Here is a 351-nt window from a genome sequence, read left to right on the forward strand (position 1 = left end):
GAGTAAACACATAACAAAGTAACCGACCCATAATTACGGTTCGGTGACGCATATGTTTTTGAATACGGAGTGTTTTATACATCCCGATCGTGATGTGAAAACCGGTTGGGTAATGCTGGATTATGTTACAGCTGATTTAGACAAAGCAGCTTGGAAGTTGGTACAGCAGATTTCCGACATCCCGTTGTTGGATCATTGGCAGTACCCGGTGTTATCTGAGCTTTCCTCAGATAATTCTGTAATACGCTTCCAATCTGAAATTGGCGAAGAGTATGCCGCTGTCGGTTTACAGGCTGTTAAAGTGACCGTTCCTGAAGATTTTGATGTGCGATTGACCGCAATGCTTCAAAG

General features: G+C 43.3%; 1 pseudogene. It reads left to right on the forward strand.

Annotated elements, in window-relative coordinates:
* Window positions 1-52 precede the first annotated feature (52 nt).
* A pseudogene (locus tag ACTHS4_RS11705) lies at window positions 53-351 on the forward strand (hypothetical protein); the annotation flags it as partial.

The sequence above is a fragment of the Neisseria sp. P0014.S009 genome (assembly GCF_051958155.1).
Classification (GTDB): domain Bacteria; phylum Pseudomonadota; class Gammaproteobacteria; order Burkholderiales; family Neisseriaceae; genus Neisseria; species Neisseria flavescens_C.